The sequence below is a fragment of the Streptomyces sp. NPDC005706 genome, from assembly GCF_040631045.1.
In the GTDB taxonomy this organism is placed as follows: domain Bacteria; phylum Actinomycetota; class Actinomycetes; order Streptomycetales; family Streptomycetaceae; genus Streptomyces.
Genome location: NZ_JBEXYS010000032.1, coordinates 37,675 through 61,991, shown reverse-complemented (window position 1 = coordinate 61,991; position 24,317 = coordinate 37,675). Strand labels below are relative to the sequence as shown.

Annotated in this window: 17 protein-coding genes, 2 pseudogenes and 4 CRISPR repeat arrays (1 of these 23 running past the window's edge); of the genes and pseudogenes, 2 read left to right on the top strand and 17 right to left on the bottom strand. The window is 70.4% G+C overall.

From position 1 onward, the window contains the following. Positions 1 to 318 precede the first annotated feature (318 nt). Genes ABZ478_RS32860 through ABZ478_RS32850 form a run of 3 tightly spaced genes read right to left on the bottom strand, consistent with a single transcriptional unit; the run spans position 319 to position 1,328 of the window. The gene (locus tag ABZ478_RS32860) at positions 319 to 693 is read right to left on the bottom strand and encodes a fic family toxin-antitoxin system, toxin component (RefSeq protein ID WP_359555215.1); all 375 of its coding nucleotides are present in this window, start codon (positions 691 to 693) and stop codon (positions 319 to 321) included. Further along, the gene (locus ABZ478_RS32855) at positions 690 to 914 is read right to left on the bottom strand and encodes a hypothetical protein (protein WP_359555214.1); all 225 of its coding nucleotides are present in this window, start codon (positions 912 to 914) and stop codon (positions 690 to 692) included. Before ABZ478_RS32855 ends, ABZ478_RS32860 begins: the two co-directional genes overlap by 4 nt. Before the next feature lie 45 nt (positions 915 to 959). Continuing rightward, positions 960 to 1,328, bottom strand: coding sequence for a hypothetical protein (locus ABZ478_RS32850; RefSeq protein ID WP_359555213.1), 369 nt, complete (start codon positions 1,326 to 1,328; stop codon positions 960 to 962). A gap of 64 nt (positions 1,329 to 1,392) precedes the next feature. On the opposite strand from ABZ478_RS32850, the pseudogene ABZ478_RS32845 reads away from it, so the two are divergent. Beyond that, positions 1,393 to 3,097 (top strand): annotated as a pseudogene (locus ABZ478_RS32845) (Helicase associated domain protein). Between the two features lie 109 nt (positions 3,098 to 3,206). Beyond that, positions 3,207 to 3,388 (top strand): annotated as a pseudogene (locus tag ABZ478_RS32840) (IS5/IS1182 family transposase); the annotation flags it as partial. Between the two features lie 9 nt (positions 3,389 to 3,397). Here the strand turns inward: ABZ478_RS32840 and ABZ478_RS32835 are convergent. The 14 genes from ABZ478_RS32835 to cas3 form a co-directional block, all read right to left on the bottom strand. After that, positions 3,398 to 4,042 (bottom strand): hypothetical protein, encoded by a 645-nt coding sequence (locus ABZ478_RS32835; protein ID WP_359555271.1) that lies wholly within the window; start codon positions 4,040 to 4,042, stop codon positions 3,398 to 3,400. Positions 4,043 to 4,583: 541 nt separating this feature from the next. After that, positions 4,584 to 6,383: a pentapeptide repeat-containing protein gene (locus tag ABZ478_RS32830; protein ID WP_359555210.1), complete on the bottom strand. Its 1,800-nt coding sequence runs from the start codon at positions 6,381 to 6,383 to the stop codon at positions 4,584 to 4,586. A 559-nt stretch (positions 6,384 to 6,942) separates the two neighbouring features. Beyond that, the gene (locus tag ABZ478_RS32825; RefSeq protein WP_359555209.1) at positions 6,943 to 8,004 is read right to left on the bottom strand and encodes a hypothetical protein; all 1,062 of its coding nucleotides are present in this window, start codon (positions 8,002 to 8,004) and stop codon (positions 6,943 to 6,945) included. Positions 8,005 to 8,056: 52 nt separating this feature from the next. Continuing rightward, a CRISPR array of direct repeats spans positions 8,057 to 10,175; the repeat unit is 29 nt; unit sequence GGGACCATCCCCGCGGGCGCGGGGAGCAC. Positions 10,176 to 10,211: 36 nt separating this feature from the next. Then, positions 10,212 to 10,595 carry a fic family toxin-antitoxin system, toxin component gene (locus ABZ478_RS32820; protein WP_359555206.1) on the bottom strand — a complete coding sequence of 128 codons (384 nt, stop codon included), beginning with the start codon at positions 10,593 to 10,595 and terminating at the stop codon, positions 10,212 to 10,214. After that, entirely contained in the window at positions 10,592 to 10,843 is a 252-nt protein-coding gene (locus ABZ478_RS32815) for a hypothetical protein (protein ID WP_359555202.1), read from the bottom strand. Before ABZ478_RS32815 ends, ABZ478_RS32820 begins: the two co-directional genes overlap by 4 nt. A gap of 290 nt (positions 10,844 to 11,133) precedes the next feature. Then, a CRISPR array of direct repeats spans positions 11,134 to 11,406; the repeat unit is 29 nt; unit sequence GGGACCATCCCCGCGGGCGCGGGGAGCAC. A gap of 116 nt (positions 11,407 to 11,522) precedes the next feature. Continuing rightward, complete coding sequence (locus tag ABZ478_RS32810) at positions 11,523 to 12,536, bottom strand: hypothetical protein (RefSeq protein ID WP_359555200.1); 1,014 nt, start codon at positions 12,534 to 12,536, stop codon at positions 11,523 to 11,525. 344 nt (positions 12,537 to 12,880) lie between these two features. Then, positions 12,881 to 13,702: direct repeats of the CRISPR family, unit length 29 nt; unit sequence GGGACCATCCCCGCAGGCGCGGGGAGCAC. Between the two features lie 90 nt (positions 13,703 to 13,792). Beyond that, positions 13,793 to 14,143: a type I-E CRISPR-associated endoribonuclease Cas2e gene (gene cas2e, locus ABZ478_RS32805; protein WP_359555197.1), complete on the bottom strand. Its 351-nt coding sequence runs from the start codon at positions 14,141 to 14,143 to the stop codon at positions 13,793 to 13,795. Next, a complete protein-coding gene (gene cas1e / locus ABZ478_RS32800; RefSeq protein ID WP_359555195.1) occupies positions 14,140 to 15,123 on the bottom strand; it encodes a type I-E CRISPR-associated endonuclease Cas1e in 984 nt (327 codons plus the stop codon). Before cas1e ends, cas2e begins: the two co-directional genes overlap by 4 nt. Positions 15,124 to 15,127: 4 nt before the next feature. Continuing rightward, positions 15,128 to 15,898 carry a type I-E CRISPR-associated protein Cas6/Cse3/CasE gene (cas6e, locus tag ABZ478_RS32795; RefSeq protein ID WP_359555192.1) on the bottom strand — a complete coding sequence of 257 codons (771 nt, stop codon included), beginning with the start codon at positions 15,896 to 15,898 and terminating at the stop codon, positions 15,128 to 15,130. Next, on the bottom strand, positions 15,898 to 16,620 hold the full coding sequence (gene cas5e / locus ABZ478_RS32790; RefSeq protein ID WP_359555189.1) for a type I-E CRISPR-associated protein Cas5/CasD: 723 nt from the start codon (positions 16,618 to 16,620) through the stop codon (positions 15,898 to 15,900). Before cas5e ends, cas6e begins: the two co-directional genes overlap by 1 nt. After that, positions 16,617 to 17,810, bottom strand: coding sequence for a type I-E CRISPR-associated protein Cas7/Cse4/CasC (gene cas7e, locus ABZ478_RS32785; RefSeq protein ID WP_359555186.1), 1,194 nt, complete (start codon positions 17,808 to 17,810; stop codon positions 16,617 to 16,619). Before cas7e ends, cas5e begins: the two co-directional genes overlap by 4 nt. After that, entirely contained in the window at positions 17,807 to 18,526 is a 720-nt protein-coding gene (gene casB / locus ABZ478_RS32780) for a type I-E CRISPR-associated protein Cse2/CasB (protein ID WP_359555185.1), read from the bottom strand. The genes cas7e and casB overlap by 4 nt, the downstream gene beginning before the upstream one ends. Further along, positions 18,523 to 20,217 (bottom strand): type I-E CRISPR-associated protein Cse1/CasA, encoded by a 1,695-nt coding sequence (casA, locus tag ABZ478_RS32775; RefSeq protein ID WP_359555183.1) that lies wholly within the window; start codon positions 20,215 to 20,217, stop codon positions 18,523 to 18,525. The genes casB and casA overlap by 4 nt, the downstream gene beginning before the upstream one ends. Beyond that, a complete protein-coding gene (gene cas3 / locus ABZ478_RS32770; protein ID WP_359555180.1) occupies positions 20,210 to 23,026 on the bottom strand; it encodes a CRISPR-associated helicase Cas3' in 2,817 nt (938 codons plus the stop codon). The genes casA and cas3 overlap by 8 nt, the downstream gene beginning before the upstream one ends. A gap of 337 nt (positions 23,027 to 23,363) precedes the next feature. Next, positions 23,364 to 24,317: direct repeats of the CRISPR family, unit length 29 nt; unit sequence CTGCTCCCCGCACCCGCGGGGATGGTCCC (it continues 417 nt past the right edge of the window).

Genomic DNA, 24,317 nt, shown 5'->3' with positions numbered 1-24,317 from the left:
GCTGGCGATCGGGGATGAGCTTCGAGCAGCCGATGAGCCGCCGTAGCTCAGCGCGGCCCGGCCGACCGGAATCGGATTGGCAGAAGCGCTTTCGCGCTGCCATTCCTGCGGCAGGCACGGAATACTGGGGTCATGGTTCAGCAGTCTTCTCTTGGTGCCACGCAGTCCGCCGCTGATGTGCTGCCCCGCGCCCACGCGTAAGCCCGGCACGCAGAAGGGCCCGGCGCCTCCGGGGGGTGAGGCGTCGGGCCCTTCTGCGTGCACTCTACGGCTCAGCCTCGCGGCCGGGCAGTCCGTGCCTTGATCTTGTCCGCTGCTTCAGCCGGTGAGCCACTGGCGTCGGATCTCGTGGGCCAGGTCACGGACGCTCAGCCCTTCGTGCACGCGCCGGGCCAGAGCAGCGGCTTCCTTCGGCTCGACGGTGACGGTCAGGCCGGAAGCGGTGAGGTACGCCGCGGCGGCGACCGCTCCGAACAGCTCGTTGCGCGACTCCAGCGCGGGCACGCGCACCAAGAGGTGCATGAGGGCGGCCGCCCGGTGATGCGCCTGCGGATACACGGGGGTGCCCATGACCTCGTCGGCGTGACGTGCGACGGCGGCCGCCAGGCTGCCCCAGTCGGTGACGTCAGGGTCCGTGCGTAGCTGCTGGTGCGCGACGTCCAGGAGCCAGGCGCGGTCTACGTGCAGGATCACGCGGCGGCACCGCCGGGGTTGGCGGTGCCGAAGGCCTCGTCGAAGGCCGGTCCCCAGGCGGACGTGAAATGCTCTGCGGCGGTCATGAACCGGCGGCGGCCTATGTCGTGCGTGACCACCTGGCCGACCAGCTCTTGCACCGTGATTCCGGCGCGCTCGGCCTCTTCTTCGAGCGCCGCGTACGCGGCGTCATCGACCGGTACCTCGATGTTCTTCGCCATGTTCGCAGGGTAGCAGCGGCAGCGTGGCCCCTACAGGCCGTTGGATTACCCGGGGTTGAGCCACTCCCCCTGGCTGCGGGCACGGCCCCGCTCAGCGACCGCGCACAGCTCCCGCAACATGGCCGCACACTCCATCGCGCTGACCGCGTCCATCCCGGCGCTCGGCTTCGGCGGCAGGTTTCTCGGGCTGCCGCCCTCGCGCACGACCGTCAGCCCGCAGACCAGCCGCTCCAGCTCGGCCACGATCGCCGGGAGGACGGCCGACGCCGGGCGGGGGGTGTCGAAGTCCAGGCCGGCTGACGCCAGCGTCCCGCGCCAGTGGGCGCTCGTCTGCTCGAGCGTCTCCTCCGCCGACGCCAGCAAGGGCGGACGCCGCCCCGCGATCGCGGCCAGGTCGACCGACGCCGTGCGCACCGCGTACCTGGAGGGCCGCTCGATAGCCGCCCTCGCCCGCGACCACGGCGTCAGCCGCGGCGCGATCCGCACGGCCGTCGCGGACCTCATGCCCGACCACACCGCCACCGACGAGGACCGCGGCGCCGCCGACAAGCTGCCGAGGTCCTCCATCGACGCGGCGTTCTACGAACTCGAGGCCGGCCGCCACGTACCCCCGGACCGCGTCAGGTCGGCGTGGCTGTGCGGCGACCACCTCGTGACCGAGCGGCGCGAGGTCATCCGCCAGTTCGCCAACGGCATCGACGCCGCCGGACGCCGGGTCCACCGCGCCTTCCTCGCCAGCGTTCGCGTGCTCGGGGAAGGCGTGGACATCACCGGCGAACGGGGAGTTGAGGCCGTCTGCTTCGCCGACACCCGCGGCTCCCAGGTCGAGATCGTGCAGAACATCGGCCGCGCGCTCCGCCTCAACAAGGACGGCAGCACGAAGATCGCGCGAATCATCGTGCCGGTGTTCCTGGAGCCCGGCGAGGACCCGACCGACATGGTCGCCTCCGCCAGCTTCAAGCCGCTCGTGGCCGTGCTCCAGGGCCTGCGCTCGCATGATGAGCACCTGGTCGAGCAGCTCGCCTCCCGCGCCCTCACCAGCGGCAAGCGCAAGGTCCACCTCCAGCGCGATGAGGAAGGGCGGATCGTCGGGGCCGGCGGCCAGGGCGACGGCGAGGACCAGCAGCAGGACGACACCGACGCCGCTGCCCAGTCCGCCCTGCTCCACTTCTCCAGCCCGCGCGACGCGGCGACCATCGCGGCCTTCCTGCGCACCCGGGTCTACCGGCCCGAGTCGCTCGTGTGGCTGGAGGGCTACCAAGCCCTGATCCGCTGGCGGGCGGAGAACGGAATCACCGGCGTCTACGCCGTGCCCTACGACGCGGAGGTCGAGGTCGGCGTCACCAAGCACTTCCCCCTCGGGCGGTGGGTGCACCAGCAGCGCAAGGCGCTGCGGGCCGGGGAACTGGAGGCGCGGCGCAAGACCCTGCTGGACGCGCCAGAGGCCGGGATGGTCTGGGAACCGGGCGAGGAGGCGTGGGAGGCCAAGTTCGCCGCGCTGCGCTCCTACCGGCGGGCGACCGGCCACCTCGCACCGCGAGGACGCGGTGTGGGGCGAAGGCGAGGCGATGGTCCCGGTCGGTCAGCACATGGCCAACCTCCGCTGGAACGGCGGTCTGGGCAAGGACCCCAAGCGGGCAGAGCACCGCGCGGCGCGGTTGACGGAGATCGACCCGGACTGGAACTGCCCCTGGCCACTCAACTGGCAACGCCACTACCGACTGCTCGCCCAGCTCGCGGAGGACGAGCCCGGCGGAGTACTACCGGACATCGCACCCGGCGTGCGGTTCGACGGCGATGACATCGGACGGTGGCTCCAACAGCAGCGTAAATCGGGCACCTGGGCGCAGCTGTCGACCGAGCAGCAGGACAGGCTGACCGCGCTGGGCGTCAAGCCGCTTGAGGCGCCGTCCCCCGCCCCGGCCGGGCGCGTGACGAGGGGCCCAAGCAAGGCACAGCAGGCCTTCCAGCGGGGACTGGCAGCCCTCGCACAGTGGGTCGAACGGGAAGGCGCCCGCCGGCCGGTCCCGCGCGACCACAGCGAAGAGGTCACCGTCGCCGGCGAGGCGGCCCCGATGACCGTAAAGCTGGGCGTATGGATATCGAACACTCGCGCGAGACGAGACAAGCTCACCGGCGAGCAGCTCGACGCGCTCCGGGAGCTGGGCGTCGAGTGGGCATAGACGAATCGCTTACTGCCGTTCCAAAAACTGGAAGGGCAGTATGAACCGCACTACAAACACGGGAACATTCGCCACGCCCGCCCCCAACCACCGTGTGAGTGCTGTCTTTCCAGCCGTCGCCGGCGTCGTTGGCCGTCCCAGACGCCGGCCCGACGCGCTCCTCGCCGACCGCGGCTACGACCACGACAAGTACCGTCGCCTCCTCTGGCAGCGCGGCATCCGACCGTGATCGCTGAGCGAGGCGTAGAACACGGCTCTGGCCTGGGTGTTTTCCGCTGGGTGGTAGAACGCATTTGGTCGTCAGGGCCGCTCGCCGTGCTCGAAGCGAGCGGAGCGTGCAGAGCGGTAGGCGGCCTGTACACGGTCGTCGTGGTCAGGGTTCATGTAACTGGCCGGCTGGAGCCAGTTCCCCCAGTCGGAGCCGCGGGTGTGCCAGATGACGTCAGGCCCGTCATTGCCGACCAGACCGCCCTCCGGGTGCATCTCGATGCCGTAGGAGTGGAAGGCGGCCCACCCCTCGAACACATCGCCCTTGCGAAAGCTCAGAAGGACGTGAGCCGGATGGATGTACCCAGCGGGCTTTCCGGTCTTGGGCACGGCCTGGATCAGTGGGACCGGTCCGAGGATGAGCAACCGGGCCTGGTGCTCGCTGATCCAGCACGGGCCCGCCGGATTCGGGAGCCCGAAGTGCGGGATGGTCGCGCGTACAAGCAGCTCCACGTCTAGCTGCTCCTCCGCCCCCTTCACCTCCACCCAGAGCTTCTCCTTGGGGAGCCAGAAGTCCGGAAGGTACGGCTGGCGGTCACCTTCCGGGCCTACCGCGTAGCCCTGCGGCTCGTACTCCCACACGATGTCCAAATTGTCGAAGAAGACGGCCCAACGCGCTTCGAGCCGAGAGCGAAAGCGGTGCCCGGCGTAGCCGGTCTCGATGGGGCGTACGGACACCTTGATCTCCGTTCGGGTGGCGCGGTCGCTTCATGACGCCCGGCGGAAAGATGCCGGGGGCCGGGGGCACGGGCCCCCGGCTCAACGGGACAGGGGCAGGTCGCACCGGATGATGGGCGTCCTGGACGACACGGCCCGGCCAGACAGCTTGTCTGTCCGGCATCGCGCGTCGCCGTCTGTCTTTATTCGTTGCTAGTGGTGTCGGCTGACGATGCCAGCTCGCTCCGCCGACGAGCCACCCGGCGGCGCAGTCTGCGCATGGCCAAGCCCGACAGGCTGATGAGTACGCCGCTCAGGACGTTGATGGCAAAGTCTTGGATCAGAGACCCCATGAAGGCGTGGGCTCGCTGAAGGGCCGGACTGCGCACCGCGCTCCTAGCGTGCGGAACTCGACCGAAGGGCCTGCCAGCCGTACGGCGGGGCGCCGTAGGCGTTCCCCCTTGATACGGCGGCCGCAGCGGAGCTTGGCCACCGTCATGCCGCGGTCCAGCACGGTTCGGCCGAACCGTTCCCTGGGCTCCGCCACGCCGGGGCAGGGCCGTCAGCGTTTGACGCGGTTGCGGACGGCGAGGACGGCTAGGCCCAGCAGAACGGGTTCGGTCAGGCGGGAGGTCATCTCGATGTAGGTGCCGGCGGTGGTCAGGTCCTGGTCGGAGGAGCGGAAGACCACCGAATTGATAGTGACGTTCAGTGCTTTCTCGAAGCGCTCGCCGGTGAACCGGTTGCCGGTGGGATTCTGGGGATCGTCCTTGTCGATCTCGAAGGTGACCTTGCCCCCGCCGGCGGGGACGGTGCCGGTCGCGGTCTGCTTCGGGGGTTCCTGGGCGAGGCCGAAGGCCATCAGCAGGACGATGGTGAGGAGCATGGCCGCGCCGAGCCAGGCCAGGGCCCGGGAGGCGCGCAGGCCGTAGCCGGACAGCGCCCAGTACGCGGTCAGCAACCCCCGTTCACTGCGGGGGATGTCGTCGGCGTGGCGGCGCATCTCCATCTCCCCGTAGTAGAAGTCTGCCGCCCCCGGCTCGTGCTTTCCGTCCTCGAACGCCTTGCGCAAAGCCCGGTACACCGGAGCGAGCTGCAACGGCCCCGCCCGCCCGGCGCCAAGGACTGCTACGTTCCAGCCCCGCACTGCTCCCGGCTGGCTGGCACGCCAATGGTGTTCCTCGGCGAGGACACGGCGTGCGGTGAACCGCACGGGCGACCAGCGCCGCCAGTGCACGGCCGGCGGAGCCGTGTCGAAAGTGCAGGCCCCCTCCAGACGGAGTTGGTCCAAGTGGACCGTGCCAGCAAACAGACATCCCGACAGATCAAGGTCGGCCAAGACCAGGTGGGCCGCGTCCACCCCACGCAGCGACGCTACCCGCACCCCGAGGTCGTACGTACTCGGTAAACGATTCTCGGCGAGCGGTCGACCGTCACTGAGTACGAATGGACTTGGCTCGGCGGCGATCGTGAGGGGGTACTCGAACACGGCATGAGCGAAGTCCACCGTGGCAAAGCGCAGACGGATCTCCGCTGTCTGTGACCATCGAGTGCGACGGCACTCCAGACGGCGTGCAGCGAATGAGAGAGTCACCGGGCCGCCGAAGACGGCACCCGACAGCACAACCTGCCCAGCACACACCGCAGGGCCGAACTGGTCAGCCTTCACAAAGGTCGCCGACCAGAACGACGCGTCGTCCTCGAAAGTCGTCCCCCAGAACACGACGTCGTTCTCGAAGGTCGCCCCTCCGAACTGGGCGTAGCCTTTAAAGGTCGCCTCCCGGAACCCGACGTCGCTCTTGAAAGCCGCATGGCGGAAGATGGCAACTTGCCCGAAAGACGTTTCCCCGAACGCGGCGAAGCCGCCCGCGAAAGTGCACGATTGGAAGAAGGTCTCGCCTCGGAAAGCCGCCCCCCAGAAAACGGCGTCTCCTTCGAAAGTTGCCGAATCGAACATGGCGGTATGCTCGAAGATCGCCGATTCGAACGTGGTGTAGCCCTCGAAGGTTGCTTCCCGGAACACGGCGTCGCCTTCGAAGGTCACCGAGTTGAACCCGGCGCTGCCCTCGAATATCGCCTGCCAGAACATGGCAGTACCTAAGCGGGCCTCACCGGTTTCGGGGTCTTGGAGGGCGTCGAGCAGGGTGGTGAGGAGGGAGTCAGTGAAGGTGGTGCCTCGGTGGTCGATGCTGGCGCCGGGAGTCAGGTTGGCCAGGTAAGCGTCGCGGTCGGCATCGGCCAGGTGGGCGAGGCATGCGGTGTGGCCGGCGACGTGGACGCCGCGGCAGCCGACGGGATCGCTGGTCGCGTCCGCGCCGTGCGCGCAATGCCGCCAGGACGGCGCTGTTGAAGGTGTGCTCATGGTGCGGCGGCTCCACGGTGTCGGGTGCCCACATGGACGCCCTGGGCACGGGAACGGTTCAGACTCAACATGCCTTACGTGCCTGAACAACCCGTAGATATCTGTCAGACACGGTGCGCTGAGGCCACCTGCCTCACCTGCCTCACATGCCTGTTGCCTGCTCGGCACCCGAGATAACTCAGACGGCGGGGGTCGGCTCCTCGTCGGCGCGGCCGCCAGCTCCGAGGGGTCGACGCGGGGCTGGGGGCGTCGCCGTGGGACCTCCGATTACACCTCTGGCGCGCAGTTCCGGTCGCAGGGGCGCCCACAGACACAGCGCCCTTACAAGGCCCCGGTGCCGTACCTCTGACCCACGGTACAGAGTAGCCGCTACAGCTCGAAGGTCACGTAGTGCAGGTGGCAGCCCTGGCACATCGCCTTGAGGTTGATGGGGTCGCAGTTCTCCGGTGTGTGGTCGAGGTGGGCAACGGTCAGGACGACCTTGGAGCCGGTGCCAGTACGCGGGCTGTCCGTTGAGGTTGGGCAGCGGCCGGTGTGGGTGCCGCGTCCGCACTCGCCTTCACACTCGCACCAGCCGGCGGCGCGGACGGTGCGGATGCGGAGGCTGATCGCCTTCCAGTGGATCGGTGCTGTCGAGGGCGTCCACCAAGACAGCGGGGAAGGGAGTCGTGCCGGTCGCGAGGTGACACACCCCCGGGCCGGGCGGCAGCCAAGCCCCGCCCCGACCGAGCGGATGACGGCGGGAGACCGCGATGCGCCAGCCGTGCCGCTCCGACCACACCAAAGCGGGCGCCGGTGCTGAGGGGGTGTCGAGGACGAGCACGGCGACGCAGGCGTCGTCCTCGGGGTACTGAACGGCCGGCGGGGAGTCGGTGGTCATCCAGCCGCGGGCGTGCAGAACCTGGGCGACGGCGACGAGGTACGAGCGCGCCCGGCGGCTGCGCAGGACGGCTTCAGCGCGGACGCTCGCGCGGCGGATCAGGCCAGCCGGATAGCCGAGCGCGGCGGCGGCCTCGGCGGCCGTCCCCCCGCGCTGCTCCATCACTTCCGCCATCCGCTCCGCACGGCACTGGGTCAGCGCATCCTGCGCCGTGTCGGGGTGCACGCCCAGACGGTCGGTGACGCCGGCTGCGGTGAGGGCAGGGTCGTCGTCCAAGAGCTGCGCGACGAGCGCCGGGAGCTGGTCGCGGGGAACCTGGTCCCCCACGCCGGCGGGCCGACCACCGCCAGCATGACGGCGGGGCGTGGGAGTGTGATCGCGCACGACACGGCGCGGCCAATGCTCAACCCCGCCCACCAGCAACACATGCTCACTCACAGCAGGATCCAACTTGCGGCGGTCCCACCGCTGCGCGGTCATCCCCCGCAGCGCGGCGGCCTCCTGACGATCCAGAAGGTCCTCGTCGTCATCGGTCACCGGAAGCGGCGGAACGGGAAGGCCCGCGAGACACGCATCCACCTGCTCGCCGTCATACAACCGCGTCCGACCCGCGTTCAACGGCGCCGGGAAACCCTCCGCCAGATGCCGCCCGGAGTTGAGAAGGGTCTGCACCGCGATGCCCTGCCGCACCGCAATATCGGCCAGCGTACGCACCACATGCAGACGCCCAGCACGAATCATCTGGGGCCTCCTCCAGTCCGGCAAACCCCCGGGGCAGTCATCAAGAAAACAGCGGACCATCCCTGCGAGCGGGGGAAGCACGGGCTGCCGAACGTGACCGTAGACGACATCACGGGACCATCCCCGCAGGCGCGGGGCGCACGCGTAGGGCGGCAGGCGGCCGTGGTAGCACTCGGGACCATCCCCGCGGGCGCGGGGCGCACGCGGCCGGAGAGCGGGCTGCCCCTGGATCACGGGACCATCCCCGCGGGCGCAGGGAGCACATGTCCAGCGCGTACGCGCTGTTGCTGTTGGTGGGACCATCCCCGCGGGCGCGGGGAGCACTCCAGGGTGAGACCGGCGTACTCGGCGCCGAGGGGACCATCCCCGCTGGCGCGGGGAGCACAACGACTCGCCGACTTTCTTGATCCGCTCGGTGGGACCATCCCCACCGACGTGGGGAGCACCAGGGCGCACGGTATGCGACGCTGCCGGGCCCGGGACCATCCCCGCGGGCGCGGGGAGCGCCAGAAGCCGCACCGCCGCTGGGCGACGATGGCGGGGCCATCCCCGCGGGTGCGGGGAGCACCGTTCCTCCTTGGTGGCCAGGTAGTTCCCGTGGGGACCATCCCCGCAGGCGCGGGGAGCACGTGCGTGGGACGGTCTCACGGGTTCCACCGATGGGACCATCCCCACGGCCGCGGGGAGCACCGGCCGTAGATGCGTTGCGTGTTGGCGGACAGGGGACCATCCCCGCGGGCTCGGGGAGCACTGCAGAAAGATGTGGGCCGTGGACTGGTCCTTGGGACCATCCCCGCGGGCGCGGGGAGCACGCACACCCGGCACACAGGCCGGTTTCTACGTCGGGACCATCCCCGCGGGCGCGGGGAGCACGAAAACCGCTTCCGTGCGCGGTTGGATTCTCTGGGACCATCCCCGCGGGCACGGGGAGCACTTGCCCTCGCGGTTGGTGCGCCGCGCCCCGTCGGGACCATCCCCGCGGGCCCGGGGAGCACCTCCCGCCGGGCTACTGGACGTCGACCATGTCGGGACCATCCCTGCGGGCGCGGGGAGCACCGGTCCATGAACAGGTCGAGGGTCCACTCGGTGGGACCATCCCCGCGGGCGCGGGGAGCACCACCATCGTGAACATCATGCCTGCAGCTCCTTGGGACCATCCCCGCGGGCGCGGGGAGCACTACCCCGTCATACCCGCCGGGCGGGACGTGACGGGACCATCCCCGCGGGCGCGGGGAGCACATCAACAAGACCATCACCCTGGACCTGTCCAAGGGACCATCCCCGCGGGCGCGGGGAGCACATGCTGGTGGCGTGGCGTGCGTGCCCTGCTCAACCCTGGGACCATCCCCGCGGGCCCGGGGAGCACTCGCCGCGCTTGCTCTTGCCGCGGCCGCTGCCGCGGCCGCTGCCGGGACCATCCCCGCGGGCGCGGGGAGCACTACTGGGGTGGTCCGTTCGGCCGCCGGCCCATGGGACCATCCCCGCGGGCGCGGGGAGCACGGGGCGGTGCCCATCTCTACGTCGGTGGCGTAGGGACCATCCCCGCGGGCGCGGGGAGCACAAGGAGCAGCACGCCCACCTGTATCAGGACACGGGACCATCCCCGCGGGCGCGGGGAGCACTTGCAGGGTATGACTCGCTTACCCCGGATCAGGGGACCATCCCCGCGGGCGCGGGGAGCACTCGGCACGCAGTTCCGCGCGGACGTAGACGAGGGGACCATCCCCGCGGGCGCGGGGAGCACCAGACCCACACCATCAGCGACCTGCAGGAGGAGGGGACCATCCCTGCGGGCGCGGGGAGCACCTGTGCGCGCCGAAATCCTGGCCTCGCTGCCGGGACCATCCCCGCGGGCGCGGGGAGCACATCACGGCCGATATGCCGCTCGACCCGTACGCGGGACCATCCCCGCGGGCGCGGGGAGCACCTCCAGCCGTTCGCCGACCGCTACCCCGAGCTGGGACCATCCCCGCGGGCGCGGGGAGCACTACACGGCCACGGCCGCGTTCAGGCCGTACGCGGGACCATCCCCGCGGGCGCGGGGAGCACGCGGTCGCCGCGGTGGAGACGATGGCGGCTCGGGGACCATCCCCGCGGGCGCGGGGAGCACAGCCGGTCACTCGGGTCCCCGTACTCGGGATCGGGACCATCCCCGCAGGCGCGGGCAGCACTCCACCTACCACCACGGCGAGTTCCACAAGTCCAGCTCAACCTTGCGACGGGGAGGTCCATCCCTTGATCTCGTCCGCGACTTCCCGCACGTCAAGCCCGTCCCGTGCGATCCGCTCGGCCAGGTCCGCCGCTTGCTTGTGATCCACCGTCACCATCGCGCCAGACGCCGACAGATAGGCAGCCGCGACGATCGCACCGAAGAGCTCGTTCGCGTACTCCAGCGCTGGCACGCGGATCAACTGGTGCATGAGCGCAGCCGCACGGTGATGAACCTGCGCATACACAGGCCGGTCCATCACCCTGTCGGCGTGCCGGGCCACCGCGGCCTGCAGCGTCCCGAAGTCGAGGACGTCCGGATCACCGGGCACGCTCCGGTGCGCGAGATCCAACAGCCAGGCACGGTCGATGTGCAAGATCACGCAGCCCGCCCCTGCGCCTCGCCCTTGGCCTCCGGGGCCGGGTGTCCGAACCGCTCAGCGAAGTGCGGACCCCACTCCTGCGCGAAGTACTCCCCCGCACCAAGGAACCGGTGCCGCAGGTCGTTGCCCTCATCCGCCAGCACCCGCCGGGCGTACTCCGACACGTCCATGCCGGCCGCCGCCGCCCGCTCCGCAATCACGTCATACTCGTCCTGGTCCACACGGACATTGATCTGCTTCTTCCCCATACCCACCAGCGTAGCGACCCGTACACACCGCTACAGCCGGTTCTGACGATCCTCCACGTGACAGCGCTCAGGGCCGAGGAGCACTTCAGGGTGACGATCTCCGCCTCCAGGGTCCGCTTGGACACCCCGATCCGTTGGGCGGTCGACGGCTGCGACATCCCCGAGCAAAGCAGCCGCATCACCTCACGCTGCCGGCGGCTGGTGCGGACCCCGTCCCCGCTCGTGTTCTCCCGCTGGGCGCGGCCGCGGGCGGGACGCAGTTCCCCGGTCCAGGGCTGGGCGCGCTGCCAGGGACCATCCCTGCGGGCGCGGGGAGCACAGCCGGGTCAGCTCCTCCTGCTCCGCCGCCGGGGGACCATCCCCGCGGGCGCGGGGAGCACCCACCACTGTGAGACGGGACCTGAGGAGGCGAAGGACCATCCCCGCGGGCGCGGGGAGCACTCACCGCCGCGGTTCTCACCGCGGCGGTCGCTGGGACCATCCCCGCGGGCGCGGGGAGCACCACGCCTGTCCGCTGTCGGCCCTCCCCCAGCCGGGACCATCCCCGAGGGCGCAGAGAACACGGTGTCGCTCCCACGCGGTCAAGCTGCTAACGAATGCATGCCGGCGCAAGCGCGCTGCTGACGCTGTACCGCCCTCGCGGGGTGGGCTCCCTCGAAGCGGCTGACAGCTTTCAGCTTTACCACCATTCTGGGTAGCTCCCGTCTGTCTCGGTGCTCCAGTCTTCTTGGTTGAGCGCTTGCTGCCACTTGCTCATGATGATGGTTCCGTCCATGAACCGGTTGGCCGACCTGGCAGTGGTCAGGTGAGTGTCGAGGAGCTCAGCGACGTCTTCGTATAGGTGGTCAGTGCGGCCCTGTTGTGCCCGTCTCACGCGTTGGACGACTGCGGTCAGGACGCCGACGCTGACCTGGAATGGACCGAAGGATGCGAGCTCATACCCGTCGAGGGTGGACTCTTCCTGCCCCGCCTCCAGTGCTGCCAGGAAGGGCTCGTAGTAGGCCAGGATGAACCGGTCTCGGCCCGCTGGCAGATCGAAGGCTTCGAGCTCTGCCTCTTCCGGATCCACGGCGTGGAGCTTGAGATGATCGGGCACCCCTTTGTACTGGGGGAAGTGGGCGGCGCATGCGTATGCCAGAGCGGGCGGCCTTCCTCCGACCGATCGGATTGTCCGTTTCTGGGCCCGCATCGTCTCTTTGAGTTCGTCATCGATGTTGCCGGACCGGCCCTTGGCCTCGGCAACGACCCATCCGCCCGACTGCCTCTCCCCGAACAAGTCGGCGCGTCGGCGGGTGTTGGCGGCGAAACGGATGCCGTAGCGGGCGGCATACCGGTCTACGTGCATCAGGAACCGCACTGAAACAACCTGTTGACTGAAGACGCCGGTCATGGCCTGCCCCAAGGCATAAGAGAGCGCCACCTTCTCCGATCGGTCCAGGTCACGTGCGAGATCGGATCGGGTGAGGCGCCCCGTAGGTGCCCGGCGGATGTAGGCAGGAATGAGCGCAACGCGGTGAAGCCATTCGTAGACGGATGTCCAGCCATAGGAGGCCTGATCATGCGGCGCTCTGCCCGTGGTGAACAGGGCGTGCGCGAGAGCATCGACGGTGAAGACCATCCGGCCGGTCTTGTGGAAGGTGTCCGGAAAGTCTTCCGCTGTGTACCAAACTTCGAATTCGTCAGGTTGCACCACTTGTTGAACTCCCCCGGACTTCATTCCTGCAGCAGGTAGGTCAGCGCCGCGGGCAAGACAAGTCCCTCACCAGCAAGGTAGTTGGCCCACTTCGACTCACACCCGGGACAATCCCCGCGGGCGCGGGCAACACACCTCGTTCGGCTGGTTGGTCCGGTCGAAGGCAGGACCATTCCCGCGGGCGCGGGGAGCACCACAAGCTGCCCGGCGGGAATACGGGGCCCGGGGGACCATCCCCGCGGGCGCGGGGAGCACTTCATCGCCAGGTCACGCATACGCTGCAGCATCGGACCATCCCCGCAGGCCCGGGGAGCACTTGTGGCGCCTGCAACGATAATTGAAGCGCACGCACTCCTGCGGGCGAGGGGCGCACTTGCCGGCGCCCTGGCCGACCAGCCGGATCTCGGGACCATCCCCGCGGGCGCGGGGAGCACGGCCGGCTCCGCGGCCGCGGGGGTGGGGAGCCGGGACCATCCCGGCAGGCGCGGGGAGCACAGACGATCGGCGCGATCACCAGCCTGGAAGAGGGGACCATCCCCGCAGGCGCGGGGAGCACCAGCTCTACCCGGACAAGCGCACCGCGGTCCGGGGACCATCCCCGCAGGCGCGAGGAGCACGTCCAGGCCGCGCTGGACGAGCGCGGGGAGTGGGGACCATCCCCGCAGGCGCGGGGAGCACAGGCCGGCCGACGGGATGCTGATGCGCTGGCCGGGACCATCCCCGCAGGCGCGGGGAGCACCGGCCGCCTGCGGCGACGGCGGTGACGCTCGCGGGACCATCCCCGCAGGCGCGGGGAGCACCTGCGGGGCGACGGCTGTCGCATACGGGGTGAGGGACCATCCCCGCAGGCGCGGGGAGCACGGCTGGCGGGCTTCGGCTTCGGCCAGTTCCTCGGGACCATCCCCGCAGGCGCGGGGAGCACAACAGGGCCAGCAGGTCCGGTACGGGGGCCGGGGGACCATCCCCGCAGGCGCGGGGAGCACGCGGAACATTTCCGCGAAATGGTTGATCTCGCGGGACCATCCCCGCAGGCGCGGGGAGCACATGCTGTATCTCCTGCCGAAGTACTCGGGCCAGGGACCATCCCCGCAGGCGCGGGGAGCACAAGGTGCGGCCGTCGGGGCAGCGAAGGGGGCAGGGACCATCCCCGCAGGCGCGGGGAGCACTCTTGGTGACCTGGGGCTTTGTCACGAGGGCTGGCCGGTACGAGACAGTTTCACTGATCCCGGCAAATGCCACAAAGCACATAAGCATGGTCATCTGCCGTACTGCCGTCGCTTGGACGCGTTGCTCCAGCCTTTGCGTGAGGCAGCCGTGGGTTTCGAGGTGCCCTGAGCGTTGGGGCGACGGATCAGGGTGAGTCCTTCTTTGTCTACCGGGTGCCACGCATGGTCGTGGGTGCGGAAGGTGAAGCCCTGCTCGTTGTTCGTCGTGTGGGCGAGGAGGGCGCGGCCTTGGCCGGCGTATTGCTGGACCTCGGCCCAGAGCAGGTCACGGATCCGTGCCGAGGGGTTGCCGATGAAGACGCCGGCGGAGATTTCGAGGAGCCAGCGGGTGAGGAAGCCTCTCAGGCCGGGCGGGCAGTTGGTGAGGACGATGACGGTCACCAGCTGATGTCCGTGTCGCTGTAGGTGTCGTTGTGGTCGGTTCCTTCGCCGTAGTTCCGGCCCGCGGGGACGGTGTGGCCGTCGCTGTGGAGGGTGACGACATCGTGGTCGTGGTTCATCGCCTCGGTCGGGGTGGTCTCTGGCAGCAGGAGGCGTTTGATGTCGTTGACGCAGCGGTCGAGCAGGGAGGTTTCGTTGATGCGGTCCCGTAGGGCACGGCGGGTGCGTGAGCCGATGTCTTCTTCGGTTTCGGCGGCGATGTCGAAGGCGAGTGGGATGCCGATCTCGGTCTTGTACAGGTCGGCGATGTCGAGGACGAAGGAGAGCTCGTGCCCGGAGTGGACGAATCCGAGGGCGGTGCTGCAGCCGAGGGAGGCGACGACTGCGTGGGCGATGCCGTACATGCACTGGGCGGCGGCGGTGATGGCCTGGTTGGCCGGGTCACCGCTGGTGAAGTCACCAGGGGTGTAGCGGCGGCCGCGCCAGGGGACGCCGGTCCGGGCGGACTGGGCCCGGTAGCAGTCCTTGACGCGGGTGCCTTCGCGGCCGAGGAGTTCCTTGCGGGTCAGGCCGGTGGGGTCCTCGTCGGGGAAGCGCAGCCGGTACATGGCGCGGGCGACGGCGAGGCGGCTGCGGACGTTGGCCCACTGCACGGCTTGTGCTTCGGCGAGCGCGGAGGAGCGGGTCAGGGCGCGGCCGCCGGCGTAGTAGCGCACTCCTTGTTCTCCCACCCAGCAGACGGCGGCGCCGGTTTCGCCGAGGACGCTCATCGCCTGGTGGGTGATGCGGGTGCCTGGGCCGAGGAGGAGGGTGCCGATGGTCGCCGACGGGATGTGGGTGGTGCCGTCGGCGTCCTCGGCGGTGATGGCGTTGGCGTCGCGGTGGACGGTGCAGCGCTCGAGGTAGACGAAGGAGAGCCGTTCGCCGGTGCGGGTGAGTTGGCGTGGGGTGAGCGTGGGGCGCCGGGAGATTGTGGTCACCGGTTCATCCGGTCGGGGCGAGTGGTGCCAGGGTGAGCAGGCCGCAGCCGTAGGCCTTGGCCTTGCCGATCCCTTGGGTCAGGGCGCGGCGCAGCAGTTGCGGGTCGGTGACTTCCAGGCGGCCGTCGAAGGTGACGGTGACCAGGCTGACGGGTGCCCGGCGGCTGCCCTTGGTGCTGTGGTGCTTGTCGAAGGCGAGGGTGCGTTTGTCGCGGACGGTCAGTTCGTACCGGTCGCCGTGGTGGGGTTGCTTGGTGTGGGTGGTGCCGCTGGGGAGCAGCCTGTTGCCGTCTGTTTTTTCCAGGACGCGGAAGCCGCAGGCTTCTTGGCGTTTGAGGAGCCAGCCCATCTGGTGCGTCGGGGTGATGTGCGCGGTGCGTTTGGTGGGTTCGTCGTCTTTTCGGCGGGCGTGGTGGACGGGGTTGGCGGTGAGGCGGAAGGCCCATCGGTCTGCGGTGGTGAGCCGGTCGAGGAGCGGGCCGTAGGGGCGGCTTTGCCAGCCGGGTGCGGTGGGGTCGGCGGCTGCGGGCCAGCCGGCCTGTTCGACCAGGTGGGTGAGGTCGGGCTGGTCGGGGCTGACGATGTACAGCATGACTTCGGCGCGGGTGGTGTGGTCCAGTCGCCACAGCACGCGGGGCCCGTCCGTGGGGGGTGCGTCGGTGGGCAGCAGGGTCGGGAAGGACGACATGACGGCTGCGTGCATGGCCTGGGGTGAGGACAGCAGGCGGCGGGCGCCGGTGCGTGCGGTGTTCACGCGGAAGCGGGTGAGGTACATCAGGCGCTCTCTTCGTCCAGGGCGTCGAAGGGGTCGTGGCGGGGCAGGTGCCGGGCGGACGGGTTGGGGATGCGGACGCTGCAGGTGACGCGGGTGCGCAGGGCGTGGCGCCGGTGTTCGGCGGCGTAGCTGAGCGGCTGGTCGCGCAGGGTGTCCGCGGTGTGGTGCTCGTCGGGGTGCGCCTCGCGCAGCACGGTCAGTTCGACGTGGTCTTGGCTGCGGTGGTGTTTGCGGTACCAGGGTGAGGCCTGCCAGGGCTCTGTGCGTAGGGCGTCGAGCAGGTCGCCGTGGGGGTGGAGGCCGAGTTCGACGGGGAGGGAGGGCGGGCAGGAGCGGCGGCCGAGGAACGCCGGATACACGGGGGCGCGCAGTGCTGCGTTCAGTTCGGTGAGCAGCCTCGGGTCGCCTTCGAGGGCGGCGACGAAGACGGCGTCGGCGAGGTAGAAGCGTTCGGACAGCGGCATGGATTTGCCGGTGACGCCGTGGTGGGCGGTGTGGAAGTCGCGTACGCCGGTGCCGGGCTGGTCGATGCGGACGCCGAAGTGCAGGGCGGCCAGCGGTGCCAGTGCGGTGTCGTCGCCGCGTTGGATGCCGGCGGCGGCGGCGAGCATGCCGATGACGCCGCTCTTGGTGGGGGCGGATTCGGTGGTGCGGCGGGTGAAGCGGGCCGAGGCCCCCCAGGACTGCAGGGGGCCCGCGAGCCGGAGGGTCAGCACGCTCATGCGGGCTTCTCCAGGCGTTCGGCGACGGCCTGGCCGACGGCGGTGACGAGGTCGTTGATGGTGGGCGATTCGGTGCCGAGTCCGGCGAGCTTGTGGGTGTTGGGTCCGACGCGGAGCACCCAGGTGAGGGTGGAGTTTTCGTCGCCGTAGGCGCGCTCGATGTCGGGGATGTACTCGGCCAGGCGCTCGCACGCTTCGCGGACGTAGCCGCCCGTTTCGCCGCGCACCGGGTCCTCGTAGGCGGCGACGAAGCTGACGGGCCGGGTGGTGCGGAGCTTGACGATCACGGCGTCGGGCAGGGTGTGGTTGCCGAAGGTGTTGATCTTGCCGGTGGGCAGGGAGGCGATGAAGCCGTGGACGAAGGCTTCGACGGCCCGGCGGACCGGTTCGGTGCGCGGCTCGTCCTCGCGCAGGCCGTGTCCGAGGTTGGCTGCGAGCTGGTGGACGCCGAGGGCGGCGTAGCGGTAGAGGGTGGCCGAGTTGAAGTCGACGGTGCCGATCATGCCGGCTCCGGTCTCCTCGTCGGTGTTCTTGTCGTCGACGGCGGTGTAGTAGTCGGACTCGTTCTCCACGCGGTGGACGCTGAGGGCGTGGGCGACCTGGACGGCGGCGTCGACGTTGATGTCGGCGGCGTCGGCGACCATGCGGCCGAACAGGGCGATGTCGACGGAGTGGTGGGTGTCGGCGAGTTGCCTGGCCTTGTCCTTGGTCTTCTTGTCCTTCAGGTGCGCCGTGATGTCGGCGGCGCCGTCGACGGCGAGGCGGGCGAGGGCGTCGAGTTGGCGGCTGCTGAGGAACACCAGATACTTGGACTGGGGTGCCGGCTCCGGCTCACCGTCCTTGGCGGCGCTCGCCTTGCGCTTGGGCACCTCGGTCTTCAAGCCGGCTGCCTTCACCGTCTCGTCCGCGATCCGCAGGGCGTCCTCGCCCGTGAGCGCGGGGTCGAGGGCGGTGATCCTGGCGGCGACCGCCTCCACGATCTTCTTGGTCCGCACGCCGAGCTCGCTGGGCTCGAGCAGGTGCTCGTCCTTGAAGTAGGTGCGGGTGGCCCGCTTCCACGCCTGGCTGGAGACGCGGGCGCGCGGCACTCCCCCGTACACCGCGGTCTTCGGGGCGCCGGTGTCGTCGCGGTTGAGGTTGCTGGGCGGGACGGTCTGCAGGGCGTGCACGTCGAGGAAGATGCGGTTCACGAGGCGTCCTTGTCGGTGTCCGTGGTGACGGCGGTGTCGGCGGTGTGAGTGGTGTCCGCGGTGTCGCGGTCGGCGGCCGGGTGAGGGGGGCTGGCGGGCTTGTCGTGCCAGGCGTGGAAGGAGCGGCCCCATTCCCTGCGGACGGTGGCCGCGCCGCCGGGCCGCTGCCAGGTGTAGAGCTGTCCGGCGAGCAGCGCGTGGTCGAGTTCGATGTCTTCGCGGCGCAGCAGCACGACGATGTCGCGCAGCCGCTGGGCGCAGGTGGCCAGGTCGGCGGCGGTGCCGGCGCGGACCAGGCGTTTGTGCACGGGTGCGTCGATCTCGCCGGGTTTCATCATCCGGCGCACCGCGGCGCCCAGGCCGCGGCGGCGGTCCTGCCGGTCGGCCTGATACATGCCGGTGCGGCGGGACTGCTGGTGCAGTGCGTAGAGGGTGAGGGCGACGTGCAGGGCGTCCTCGGCTCTTGCCAGCTCCTGCTCGGTCAGGGGCCGGGCGCCGGTGGGGGTTTGGTGCAGGGGGCCGGTGTCGATCAGTGCCCACAGGTCGGGGAGTTGTCCGGCCTGCCGTCCGGCGCCGCGCCGGAGCCTGGCGAGGGAGGCGACCGAGTGGGACTGGTCGGCGAGATAGCCCCGCTGCAGGGCTGTGAGGTGGTCGGCGGCGAGCCGGGTCACCCGTTCGCGGGCGGTGACGGTGACGGGTGCGGAAGAGGTGGTCATGCGGGTGCCTTCGCGGTGGTGGCGGGTGCCGGGCTTGCGTCCGTCGCCGGCCGTCTGTCGTCAGGGTCGGGGTGTCCCAGGCCTTTGTGGAGGGCGGCGCGGAACCACTTGCCGGCGAGGGAGGAGTTAAGCCACTCGGTGCCGTGCTTGAGCTGGACGGTCCGGCCCTGCCAGGCCGCGTTCCCTGCCGCGGCCATCAGCCGGTCGCCGATGCGGCCGGCGATGGAGTGCACCTGCTGCTGCCAGGCGGTGCGCTGCGCGTAGGGGTCGTCGGTGTCGGCGAGATGGGCCAGCCAGGTGCGGTAGGGGGCCTCGAGGAGGCCGTAGGCGAGATCGCGCGCGGTGGAGCGGGGCCCGTCCGTCTCGGTGCCGGCCGCGCGGGCCAGGTTCGTGGCGAGATCGCCGAGCGCGTTGACCGCGAGGTCGGCGTCGGCGACGGCGGCGACGGACTGCTCGGCGTAGCGCCGGTCCTGCTGGTGGAGCAGGACGACGGCCATGGCCACGTGGTCGTCGACGATCTCGTCGATGACGGACTGCTGCGTGCCGTAGCTCGCGCCGACGATCCGCGCCCGGATCAGGAAACCGGGCTCGAGTTCGCCTTCCGTCACCAGGCGGGCCACCCACTCCAGGATTCCCGGCCGCAGGTAGTCGGCGGGCTCCGGCCCCTGGCTGCTGCCGGCCTCGTTCGCGACCAGCGCGCCGATCCCGCGCCAGGCGGACCGCTCGGGCGCGTGCTCGCGCGGCAGATAGACCGGGAGCGTTTTCAGCTTCTTCTCCTGTGCCCGGCTGCGACGCCAGGCGGTCATCGGCTCCCGATGCTGACGATCCCGGGGGGCCAGCGGGTCGCCGTAGCCGAGGACGACGCCGTGCACGCCGCAGGCGTCGAAATGCAGGCGCAGGCGCCGCGTCTGCCACGTGTACAGATCGCGCACCCCCGTGGGGGCGCGCTCCGTGCCGCCCGGCCCGCAGGGCTGCCTGCGCCACGCCGGGGCGTCGGTGTCGTCGATCTGCAGGTTGGCGGTGTCGGCGGCCACCAGGTTCAGCAGCAGCGTCTCGCGCAGGGTGCGGCCCTCGACGAAAACGCCTCCGAGGTTGCCGGCCCAGCCGACACCGAGCGGGTAGACCTTGCCTCCCTTGGCCCGCGGGTCGCCCTCCACGCCGGTCTTGATGCCGGAGGTGTCATAGGCGTGCGCGTGCACGACCCAGCGGGCCGCCTCGGCGAAGGTGAGCCGCTCGACGGTAGGCATCCGGGCGGTGAAAAAAGGCTCCCCGTTGGGGACGTCGGCCACGATCCGGTTGAGGGAGAACACCTCCCCCTGCCCGGTCTGCAGCCCCGCGGTCTGGAAGAACGGCGCCCGGGTGTGCAGCAGGTCGAACCGGTCCCGCTGCTCTTCAAGATACGCCCCGACCGGCGCGAAGCAATCTTCATGGGCCCACAACTGCGCCCAGTCGTCGGTGTCCTGCGGCCCGTCGAGCGCGTCGTGCACAACGGCGAGCAGCAGCCGTACCAGGGCGAACTCCTGGGTGGGCAGGTCACCGACGATGCGCCGCAGGCCGTGGGCCTGCTCGAACACCTCGCGCAGCGACAACTCCACCTGACTGCCGTCCAGTCGCAGGACGGGAATCCACGGTTGGGCGGTGAGGTCGAACGACAGCACACCACCGCTGCTGCTCTGCTCGGAATCAGGCACGGGTCACCTCAAGACCGTCACTCGGGCTGTACCGGAGGGTGAAGCCTGCCAGGCGGGTCTGACAGTGCTCGTCGAGCGGCAGGATCAGCTGGCCGGCGAGCCAGTGACTGTCCTTGGTCTGCCAGGCCGGGACGTACAGTTCCTCGAGCTCGTCGAGGGCCCGGTCCATCACGTCGGGGAAGCTGAACTGGATCGGCAGCCGCAGCCCGCAGCTGGCCGCGGTGCGGGCCGCGAGCGCGGTCGGCACCTGGTCCGTGGGCAGGGGCAGCCCTGCCAGCACGCGGCCCTTGCGGTCCGGCTTGAGCCACGGAAGCGTTGCCAGACTGCCGTCGGCGCGCCGCTGGACGACCACGACCTCCAGGCTCTCGCGGCTGTCGCGTACCTGGGCCCGCCCCTGGCGGGTGTCGTCCGCGTCCCCGACACCCGCGGCAACCCAGCCGAACAGCGGCCGGCCGGGCCGGGCCGCGGCATCCAGCCGGAACGTCGCGGCCCGCTCGGCCTGGTCCGCACGATGCTCCTCATGACGTGCCCGGGCGTCCTCGAGCGCCTGCATCCAGCCGGCCGGGGCGTCCAACGTGTCGGTGTAGGCGCGCTGCACCAGGGGGCTGATGTCGGCCGGAAGCCCCACCGGCCGCCGTGGGCTACCGTCGAGGTGCTCCAGCAGCGCGGCCGCCGAACGCAGAAGCGCATACGCCCCGCACACGGCGACCGAGCCGGCAACCGGCCGCGGCACTGGGGCGTTCCAGTCGACGCCGGTGATCAGCCAGCGTGCCTGGCGCAGCCGCTCGGGCCGGTCGGTCTGCTCCGGGCCGCTGCGCAGGTGGCGATGCAGGCGTCCCATGCGTTGCAGCAGGAGATCGATGGGGGCGAGGTCGGTGACGAGCAGGTCGAAGTCGACGTCCAGGGACTGCTCGGCGACCTGGCTGGCGACGACGATGTGCGCCCCTGCCGGCCGGTCGGCCTTGCCCGGTGGCCCGAAGCGGTTCAGGAGAGAGACGTCCTTCGCGGCCCGGTCGACGTCGACGAAGCACGAGTGGGCGACGGTGACGTGTCCTTCCCCGAACCTCTGGCGCAGCACTGCAGCCGCCTCAAGGACCCGGCGCACGGTGTTGCGCACGACCAGGACACAGCCGCCCTGGGCGAGTTCCCTCTCGAGCCGATCGGCCAAGACGTCCACGTCGTCATCCAGCCGCTCCACCTCGACCTGCGTACCTCGGGCCGAAGCCGCAGGACGCCGCATCAGCGGCGCGCCGCCGGGCGTGACCGCCGTCAGCAGCGGATAGTCACCGGCCTTCCCGACAGCCTCGAAGGCGTCCGCGGCCGCACGCGTGGCGTCCTTGCCCGCGTACGCCTCGGCGAGTTCCCTGCGCCGGCCGGCGGGCAGCGTCGCGGACAGCACCACCACCGGCACCCGGTAGGCGCCCAGCCAGGACAGCACCCGATCGAGATAGACGCTCATGTAGGTGTCGTAGGCGTGGGCCTCGTCGATAACGACGACTTTCCCGGCGATCGCCAGATGGCGCAGCGCCAGGTGCCGACTCTTGAGCCCGGCGAACAGCAGCTGATCGACCGTGCCCGCGACGAACGACGACAGCATGGCCTTCTTCCGCCCCCGCAGCCAGGCGTGGGCGACGAGTTCGGCCCCGGCGACACGGTCCCGGCTCGACGGCCGCCACTGCTCACCGCCGTGGCCGTCCACGTCGACCGCGGCGATCCGCTGACCCCCGTCGCCCAGGAGACCGACGAAGTCGTCGTTGAGAGCAGCCTTGGAATGGGCGAGCAGCACCGAGTAGCGCGTCCCCGGCGGGGCCGGCAGACGGTCCAGCCAGTGCAGCAGGCGGGGGAACATCGCGTTTCCGGTGGCCATCGTCGGCAGGGCGAAGAACACGCCGCCCGCTCCCGAGCGCGCGGCGAGGATCTCCGCAGCGGCGAGCGCGGCCTCCGTCTTCCCCTCCCCCATCGGCGCCTCGATCACCATCAGCCCCGGCTCGTCCATCTCCCGCGCCAGTTCGACAGCCGCTTCCTGCACCGGGCGGGCTTTCGCGCCCGGCGGGAGGTCGAACCGGGACGCGAACAACTCGTGCACGTCCGCGGTCGGTTCCTCGGCCCGCCAGGGGCCCGGCAGGTCCAGACCCGCCCAGGCCGCCGCGATGCGCTCCGCCCCCGTTCGGGGCACGTCCTCGGGGAAGTAGGGGAAGAGGTCGCGATTGCTGGCGATCCAGTCGCAGACGATGACCAGCGCGGACAGCAGCACCTGCACCGGCTGCGCAAGCTTCACCGTCTTCCAGTCCGCGAGGTCCTCACCGACGCCGAACTCGGCCGCGCAGGCGTCGAGCAGCTCGCCCTGCACCCGCTTCCACAGTGCCTGACTCCTACCGTGCGTGCGCAGCAGGTCCGGGTGACGGTCAAGTGCCTGGATCTGGCCGTGCTCGGGCGGCACCCCGTGATGCCCGCCCACCGCGACTGTGAACTGCCCGGTCTGCTTGACCGTCCAGCCATGGCGTTCCTGAAGCCACTCGCCCAGCAGCACCTGACCGGCCAGCCCGTGCGGCGCGAGCCTGCGGTCCGCGCCCATCGCCTCCCGCGAGCGCATCTCCAACCCGTGCCCGCGCATGACCTGCGCCAACTGCTCCACCTGACAGGCGAACGCGGGTGTCGCCTTCCCGATGTCGTGCACACCCGCCAGCCACACCACCAACCGGCGAGCAGCCACCTGCCCACCCGGCAGCGGATCAGCGATCAGCCTCCGCACCGACATGGGCAGCCACTCGTCCCACAACCGCCCCGCCACAGCCGCACTGTCTTCCATGTGCCGCCACAACGGCAGCCACCGCTCCCCCTCACGGTCGTGCTTCGCCCACACACTCGACGCCGGCCCGCCCAACCAGGCACGCAACCCCGAACCGGCCACCCTCTCCCCAGTCATGCCAGATGCATACAGGATGTAGATGACACGTGAAGCCAGTATGGAGAAAATGAGAAGGATCAACCGCCAGCGCCTACAAGCCAACAGGCACCAGCGCCAACGACGAGACTATGCCTGGTCCGCGATCCAAGAACTGGGGCGCTAAATGCAACGTTTGCCGGAATCGATGAAACTTGCCGAAACCAACACTTCGCCCCGGTAGAACCGCAGGTCACAAAGCCTGCTCCCCGCACCCGCGGGGATGGTCCCAGCGTGATCCGTAACGCCGTGTAGTTCGTCGGCTGCTCCCCGCACCTGCGGGGATGGTCCCTCCACGGTGTACGTGAAGCCGGTGGGGCTCATCTGCTCCCCGCACCCGCGGGGATGGTCCCTGTGCCGCCTGCCGAAGAAGCAGGAGGACGGACTGCTCCCCGCACCCGCGGGGATGGTCCCGCGCCACTGTCGATGCTCAAGCACCTCAGCAACTGCTCCCCGCACCCGCGGGGATGGTTTCTCCCACACCAGCGACGTCGAACCGTCCGAGGTCTGCTCCCCGCACCCGCGGGGATGGTCCCTTCGGGTGGGCACGTCGCAGAAGCAAGTTCTGCTGCTCCCCGCACCCGCGGGGATGGTCCCGAGATCCGGGCGCGGAACAACCTGCCGCGGGTCTGCTCCCCGCACCCGCGGGGATGGTCCCTTCACCACCACCGGTCTGGAGTTCGTGTTCATCTGCTCCCCGCACCCGCAGGGGTGGTCCCCAGGCGGCGTCCAACTCGAGTCGGTCGGTGTTCTGCTCCCTGCGCGCGCGGGGACGGTCCCCGTACGGAACCCGGCCACGCTCTTGGGTGCCGCTGCTCCCCGCACCTGCGGGGATGGTCCCTGTGGGCCAACTACGGTGCCTACGACCACGTGCTGCTCCCCGCACCCGCGGGGATGGTCCCCCGGTGACGGCGAGGGTGGCCGCGCCACCGATCTGCTCCCCGCGCCCGCGGGGATGGTTCCGTGGCCTTGTCCGCGCCGGCCAGCGCGGAGGCCTGCTCCCCGCACCCGCGGGGATGGCCCCCATGCTGGTGCTCGGTGGCGGAATCGCCATGGCTGCTCCCCGCGCACGCGGGGATGGTCCCGCGTTACGGGCCCAGCCAGGTCGTCTGAGGGGCTGCTCCCCACGCACGCGGGGATGGTCCCATCGGGTCGT

Coding starts and splice junctions, on each gene's coding strand:
- ABZ478_RS32855 (WP_359555214.1), bottom strand. CDS start 914: ATGGCGAAGAACATCGAGGTACCGGTCGATGACGCCGCGTACGCGGCG.
- ABZ478_RS32830 (WP_359555210.1), bottom strand. CDS start 6,383: ATGAGCACACCTTCAACAGCGCCGTCCTGGCGGCATTGCGCGCACGGC.
- ABZ478_RS32825 (WP_359555209.1), bottom strand. CDS start 8,004: ATGATTCGTGCTGGGCGTCTGCATGTGGTGCGTACGCTGGCCGATATT.
- ABZ478_RS32815 (WP_359555202.1), bottom strand. CDS start 10,843: ATGGGGAAGAAGCAGATCAATGTCCGTGTGGACCAGGACGAGTATGAC.
- cas6e (WP_359555192.1), bottom strand. CDS start 15,898: ATGTACCTCACCCGCTTCCGCGTGAACACCGCACGCACCGGCGCCCGC.
- cas5e (WP_359555189.1), bottom strand. CDS start 16,620: ATGAGCGTGCTGACCCTCCGGCTCGCGGGCCCCCTGCAGTCCTGGGGG.
- casB (WP_359555185.1), bottom strand. CDS start 18,526: ATGACCACCTCTTCCGCACCCGTCACCGTCACCGCCCGCGAACGGGTG.
- cas3 (WP_359555180.1), bottom strand. CDS start 23,026: ATGGAAGACAGTGCGGCTGTGGCGGGGCGGTTGTGGGACGAGTGGCTG.